Source organism: Streptomyces africanus, from assembly GCF_002150735.1.
Lineage (GTDB): Bacteria > Actinomycetota > Actinomycetes > Streptomycetales > Streptomycetaceae > Streptomyces > Streptomyces africanus.
Genome location: NZ_MUKA01000091.1, coordinates 1 through 6,421, shown reverse-complemented (window position 1 = coordinate 6,421; position 6,421 = coordinate 1). Strand labels below are relative to the sequence as shown.

The window sequence follows — 6,421 nt, the reverse complement described above, 5'->3', positions numbered from 1 at the left end:
GTGCCGGAGGGGGCTGTGCGGGGGGGTGGAGGCGCCGTTGTGGACGGAGACGATCGAGGGGTCCGGGCAGGTGGAGTACATGGCGTTTCCGCGGTTGCCGGGGGTTGCCGAGTTGGGGTGGTCGGCGGCTGGTTCGCGGGACTGGTCGCGATACAAGGTGCGGTTGGCTGCGCAGGCTGAGCGGTGGAACGTCCTGGGGATTGAGTGGTATCGGTCGCCGCAGGTGCCGTGGGGGTCTGACGGGCGGTGATTCGGCTGCGGGTGCGTGGGGGCTGGTCGCGCAGTTCCCCGCGCCCCTAAAAGATGCGCAGTTCCCCGCGCCCCTAAAATTCCCGCGCCCCTGGATATGACGGGCACCCCGGAGGACCGTACTCCGGGGTGTCCGTCTGTTTGTGGGTCAGAACTCTGCGATCGGGTTCTTCAGGGTGCCCGCCAACTGGAGGGCGCCGGACGGGTCCGTGAGGTCGACCATCTGTTCGTTGTTGCGGAGTTGGAGGCGGTTGAGGCAGGACAGGGCGAACTCGGGGGCGAACATGTCGTACTGCTCGAACTTGTCGGCGAGTCCGGGCATCGAGTCCTGGTAGGCGCGGGTGACCTCCGCGACCGTGCGCCAGAAGTCGTCCTCCTCCAGGATGCCCTCGGAGGCGAGGTTCGCCGCGAGGAAGCGGAAGAAGCAGTCGAAGACGTCCGTGAAGACCGACAGGAGTTTCTTGTCCTCCGGGACCTCCACGCGCAGCCGCTCCACCGCAGGCGGCAGTACCGCGTCCGGGTCCATGACGGCGATCTCCTCGGCGATGTCCTTGTAGATCGCGCGCTGCACGACCCCCTCCTTCAGGACGAGGATGACGTTCTCGCCGTGCGGCATGAAGACCAGGTCGTAGGCGTAGAAGCTGTGCAGGAGGGGCGTGAAGTAGGCCTGGAGGTAGCGGCGCAGCCACTCGGTCGGGGCGAGGCCCGACTGCTCGATCAGCGCGCCCGCGACCGACGCACCCTCGTGGTCGACGTGGACCAGGGACGCCATCGTGGCCAGGGACTCGCCCTCCTTCAGGGACGGCACCGGGCTCTCCCGCCACAGCGCGGCGAGCATCTTGCGGTACGGCGAGTACCGGTCCGTCGCCTGCTCGTACTCCAGGTGCCGGTAGCCGACGGCGGCGCGCTCCCGGATGATCGACAGGCCGGTCGACCTCAGGACCGGGTCGTTGTCGATGAGCTGGGCCAGCCAGTCGTTGATCGCGGGTGTGGCCTCCATGTAGGCGGCCGACAGCCCGCGCATGAAGCCCATGTTGATGACGGACAGGGCCGTCTTCACGTAGTGCTTCTCGGGGCTGGACTTGTTGAAGAAGGTCCGGATGGACTGCTGGGCCAGGTACTCGTCGTCGCCCTCGCCGAGGCACACGAGGTGCCCCCGGGCCACCTCGGCCGCGAAGGTGACGGTGAGCTTGTTCCACCACTGCCAGGGGTGGACCGGGATGAGCAGGTAGTCGGCCGGGTCCAGGTCCCTCTCGCGCAGCACGCCGTGGAAGCGGTCGACGGTCTCCGCGCCCAGCTCCTCGCGCAGGAACGACTCGTACTCGATGCCGACGCCGGCCGTGAACGCGGCCCGCGAGCGGTGTGCCGCGAGCCAGACGAGCCGGACCGGGCTCGCCGTCTCCGGCGCGTACGACAGATACTCGTGGATGCCGAAACCGAGCCGGCCGTTGTTGGCCACGAAGCAGGGGTGGCCCTCGGTCATGCCGGTCTCGATGGTCTGGAAGTCGCTGCGCGCGAGCTCGGCGGCCGTGGTCTGCGGCTTGGTGAGCTTGTAGCAGGTGCCCGAGAGGGTGGAGGAGATCTCCTCCAGGTAGACGGGCAGGATGTCGTCGCTCAGGCCCAGGGACTTCTGCATCTCGATGAAGAAGTCCAGGGCGGCGAGCGGGAGTTCGGCGCCGTCCCGGTGCCGGGTGATCGACTCGGCGTCGACCTGCCAGTGGTCGAGGGCGCGGAGCGTGGCCGTGAAGGTGTACCGGGTCTGGCCGTCGTCGCTGCGGACGACGTAGCCGTCCCCGTCCTGCTCGGGGGTGATCAGGCGCTCGTGCGCGAACTCGGCGAGTGCCTTGCGGATCAGGAGGCGGTTGGCCCGCGCCCAGCGGTGGGGGGACAGATGCGCTACGGCGTCGGACAGGGTCATACGGCAACTCCTCGGGCGGCCACGAACTGATCGCGCGTGCAGAAACTCAGCAGCGCGCGCTTCTCCGGCTTGTCGATCTCGCGCTCGGCCACGAAGCCCACGGCCTCGTTCAGCGCGTGCACGGCCTTGTTGCTCACGTCGGGCTCCACCACGACCCGCCGGGTGCGGGGGTCGGCGAACAGCTCGTCCATCACGGCGGTGATGACCGCCCGGGTGAAGCCGTGGATCGGCCGGTCGGTCGGCGCGACCAGGAAGTGCATGCCGACGTCGCCGGGCTCCGGGTCGTACAGCCCGGTCAGTTCGACGTACCGGGGGTCGTACTTCTCCATCAGGAACGCCGGCCGGCCCTCGTGCAGGCCGAGGTAGGCGTGGTGGTGCTCGTGCGCCGCGATGCGCATGTACTCGCGCTCGACGTCCTGGAGTTCCGCGTCCTGCATCATCCAGTAGGCCGCCTTCGGGTGGGTGACCCAGGAGTGCAGCAGCTCGGCGTCCCTCAGGGGGTCGAGCGGGCGGAGGGTGAAGGTGCCGATGCCGGTGGTGCTCATACGGAGAACTCCTGGAACGCGATCGTCTTCTCGACCGGGTAGTACTCGGTGCCGAGCAGCTCGCGGATGATGTACGCGTTCCGGTACGGGCCCATCCCCAGGTCGGGGCTGGTGATGCTGTGGGTGTGGACGCCGGCGTTCTGCAGGAAGATGCCCCGGCCGGTGACGTCGATGGCGTAGTTGCGGGCGACGTCGAAGTTGCCCCGGGAGTCGTGGACCAGGCGGTCGCGGACGGGCCCCAGGAACTCCGGCTCGGCGTACCGGTAGCCCGTGGCCAGGACCAGGCCTTCGGAGGTCAGCTCGAAGTCCTTGCCCTGCTCCTCCTGGCGGAAGCCGAGCGTGTACGTGCCGTTCTCGTACGCCGCGCTGGTCAGCGAGGAGTTGGTGAGCAGCCGCGTGGGCACGGGACCACCGAGGTTCTTCTGGTAGAGCAGGTCGAAGATCTCGTTGATCAGGTCGCCGTCGATGCCCTTGAACAGGCCCTTCTGCTCGGCCGTGAGGCGGTAGCGGGTGTCCTCGGGCAGCTCGCGGAAGTAGTCGGCGTACTCCGGCGACGTCATCTCCAGCGTGAGCTTGGTGTACTCCAGCGGGAAGAAGCGCGGGGAGCGGGTGACCCAGTTCAGCCGGTAGCCGTGGACGTCGATCTCGCTGAGCAGGTCGTAGTAGATCTCGGCGGCCGACTGGCCCGAGCCGACGAGCGTGATCGAGTCCTTCTTCTGCAGCTCCGCCTTGTGGCTCAGATAGCGGGAGTTGTGGATGAAGTCGCCGCCCAGGTTCCGGCAGGCCTCGGGGATGTGGGGCGGGGTGCCCGTGCCGAGGACGAGGTGACGGGCGCGGAAGACGTCTCCGGCTTGCGTGTGCACGACGTAGAGGTCGTCCTCGTACCGGACCTCGGTCACCGTCGTGTTGAAGCGGATGCTGCTCAGCCGGCTCGCGGCCCAGCGGCAGTAGTCGTCGTACTCGACGCGCAGCGGGTAGAAGTTCTCGCGGATGTAGAACGAGTACAGCCGGCCCTTCTCCTTCAGGTAGTTCAGGAAGGAGTACGGGGACGTCGGGTCGGCGAGGGTGACCAGGTCCGACATGAACGGGGTCTGGAGGTGGGCGCCGTCGAGGAACATCCCCGCGTGCCACTCGAAGTCGGGCTTCGACTCCAGGAAGACCCCGTCGAGTTCGTCGATCGGTTCGGTGAGACAGGCCAGGCCGAGGTTGAAGGGGCCGAGCCCGATGCCCACGAAGTCATGGATTCTGTTCGGGTTTTCAGGACGCGCGGTCAAGGGACTCTCCCAGGTACTGCTCGGCGTGGCCGGCGATCAGATCGAGGACGGCGGCGATGTCGGACGCCTGCGTCTCGGGGTTGAGCAGGGTGAACTTCAGGTAGTGACGGGCGCCGACCTTGGTGCCCGCGACGATGGCGTCACCGGAGGCGAACAGGGCCTTGCGGGCGTAGAGGTTGGCGCGGTCGATCTCGGCGGGGTCCGTGACGGACGCCGGGATGTAGCGGAAGACCAGGGTGGACAGGCTCGGCTCCACGACGACGTCGAAGCGCGGGTCGGCGGCGAGCAGCTTCCAGCCTTCCCGGGCCAGCTCGCACACCTCGTCGAAGAGCTGCCCGATGCCGTCGGCGCCCATAGTCCGCAGCGTCATCCACAGCTTGAGGGCGTCGAAGCGGCGGGTGGTCTGCAGGGACTTGTCCACCTGGTTGGGGATACGTTCCTGCACCATGCGGCGCGGGTTCAGGTACTCGGCGTGGTAGGTGGCGTGCTGGAGCGTGGCGGCGTCGCGCACCAGCACGGCGGACGAACTCACCGGCTGGAAGAAGGACTTGTGGTAGTCCACGGTGACGGAGTCGGCGCGCTCGATGCCGTTCAGCCGGTCCCGGTGCTTCAGGGAGGCGAGCAGGCCGCAGCCGTAGGCGGCGTCGACGTGCATCCAGGTGGCGAACTGCTCGCACAGCTCGGCGATCTCGGGCAGCGGGTCGATCGAGCCGAAGTCGGTGGTGCCGGCGGTGGCGACGACGGCCATGGGCACGAGGCCGTCCTGCTTGCAGCGCTCCAGCTCGCGGGCGAGGGCGACGGTCTGCATGCGCTTGTCGTGGTCGACGGGTATGGAGACCACGGAGTCCTGGCCGAGCCCCAGCAGTTTCGCGGACTTCTTCACGCTGAAGTGGCTGACCTCGGAGGCGAAGATGCGGAGTTTGGCGAGGGAGTCCGTCTTGCTCTCCTCGCGGGCCAGCAGCAGCGCCTGGAGGTTGGACTGGGTGCCGCCGGAGGTGAACACGCCGTCGGCGGCGGGGCCGAGGCCGATGCGCTCGGTCGTCCAGTCGATCAGTTTGCGCTCGATGAGGGTGCCGCCGGCCGACTGGTCCCAGGTGTCCAGGGAGGAGTTCACGGCGGACAGCACGGCCTCGCCGAGCACGGCCGGGATGACGACCGGGCAGTTGAGGTGGGCCAGGTAGCGGGGGTGGTGGAAGTAGACCGCGTCCCGGAGGTAGACGTCCTCCAGTTCGTCGAGCACCGCGGCGGTGTCGTACAGCGGCTTGTCGAGGTCGATCGCGTCGATGGCGGGAGCGAGGGCGTCGACGGTGACGCCGGTGAACGGCCGTTCTGTGGTGGCGATTCTGGCGGCCACCCGCTCGACTCCGTCGGTCACGGAGCGGCGGTACTGCTCCGCGGTGGTGTCGTTGAGCAGGTGCGAGCGCATGTGGGGGTCCTCCGGTGGGGACAGTCCGGTGCGGGACAGGGCGGGCTGCCTCGCGAGTTACTTAGGTAAGCCTAACCTAATTAACTGTGAGGGTTGAGGGCGGGCCGGTGGGCTACCCCTCGGCCCGCAACTGCTCCTCGCTCACCCCGCGACGCCAGTAGCCGACGAACGTGACCCGGCGGCGGTCGATCCCGCGCTCGCGCACGAAGTGCCGGCGCAGCTCCTTCACGCAGCCGGACTCACCGGCGATCCAGACGTACGGCCGCTCGGCCGGGGGCAGTTGGGCCTCGCGAAGGGCGTCGAGGACCAGGGCGGAGCCCTCGTGACCCTGCTCCTCCCGCACGAGCCAGGTGATCTCGGCGTCGGCCTCGGTCGCCAGGTCCTGGATGTCCCCGGCGTGCGGCACCTCCAGCCAGACCCGGGCGCGGGTGCCGGCCGGCAGCGACTCGACGATGGCCGAGGCGGCGGGGACGGCGGTCTCGTCGCCCCAGACGACCACGAGGTCGGTGTCCTGCGGCGGCCGGAAGCGGATCGCCCGGTTGTCGGCGACGGCCGGGCCGAGCAGCAGCACCCGGTCTCCGGCGGCGGCCCCGGCGGCCCAGCGGGAGGCGGGCCCGGCCTGGACCGAGGCACCCGGCTCGATGCCGTGCAGGGCGAAGTCGATGTCGATCTCGTCCGGGTCGCGGCGCAGCTCTCGCAGGGTGTACGACCGCATCACGGCCCGTACGTCGTCCGGCAGTTCACGCCAGCCCTGCCACCACCCGTCCCCGAGCTCCAGCGGGACGACCGGCTCGGGCTGCCCCGGGTGGGGCAGGAACAGCGACAGCGACTGGTCACGCCCGTCCGAATGAAAGGCGTGCAGATCGGGCCCGCCGAAGGTGACACGGACCAGGGACGGACCGAGCCGCCTCGTCCGCACGACCTGAAGCGAGAAGAAACGGAAGGGGGCGGCTACGGCGGTGGTCATGGGGGCTCCTGAGTTGTCGTCAGGGGGTGGGGGCATTTGCCT

The 6,421-nt window shown here is 68.9% G+C and carries 6 protein-coding genes; 1 reads left to right on the top strand and 5 read right to left on the bottom strand.

All coding sequences use genetic code 11. From position 1 onward, the window contains the following. Nucleotides 1–250 (top strand): family 20 glycosylhydrolase (locus CCL05_RS13980; protein ID WP_158102449.1); only part of this gene is annotated, 250 nt, incomplete at its 5' end. Nucleotides 251–397: 147 nt separating this feature from the next. Here the strand turns inward: CCL05_RS13980 and CCL05_RS13975 are convergent. The 5 genes from CCL05_RS13975 to CCL05_RS13955 all read right to left on the bottom strand — a co-directional run bounded on the left by CCL05_RS13975 (nucleotide 398) and on the right by CCL05_RS13955 (nucleotide 6,379). Continuing rightward, nucleotides 398–2,167 carry an IucA/IucC family protein gene (locus CCL05_RS13975; RefSeq protein ID WP_086560823.1) on the bottom strand — a complete coding sequence of 590 codons (1,770 nt, stop codon included), beginning with the start codon at nucleotides 2,165–2,167 and terminating at the stop codon, nucleotides 398–400. Then, complete coding sequence (locus CCL05_RS13970; RefSeq protein ID WP_086560822.1) at nucleotides 2,164–2,712, bottom strand: GNAT family N-acetyltransferase; 549 nt, start codon at nucleotides 2,710–2,712, stop codon at nucleotides 2,164–2,166. The genes CCL05_RS13975 and CCL05_RS13970 overlap by 4 nt, the downstream gene beginning before the upstream one ends. Continuing rightward, a complete protein-coding gene (locus CCL05_RS13965) occupies nucleotides 2,709–3,986 on the bottom strand; it encodes a lysine N(6)-hydroxylase/L-ornithine N(5)-oxygenase family protein (protein ID WP_086560821.1) in 1,278 nt (425 codons plus the stop codon). Before CCL05_RS13965 ends, CCL05_RS13970 begins: the two co-directional genes overlap by 4 nt. Continuing rightward, a complete protein-coding gene (gene desA / locus CCL05_RS13960; protein ID WP_086560820.1) occupies nucleotides 3,970–5,412 on the bottom strand; it encodes a lysine decarboxylase DesA in 1,443 nt (480 codons plus the stop codon). Before desA ends, CCL05_RS13965 begins: the two co-directional genes overlap by 17 nt. A 112-nt stretch (nucleotides 5,413–5,524) precedes the next feature. Further along, a complete protein-coding gene (locus CCL05_RS13955; RefSeq protein ID WP_086560819.1) occupies nucleotides 5,525–6,379 on the bottom strand; it encodes a siderophore-interacting protein in 855 nt (284 codons plus the stop codon). Nucleotides 6,380–6,421: the final 42 nt, after the last annotated feature.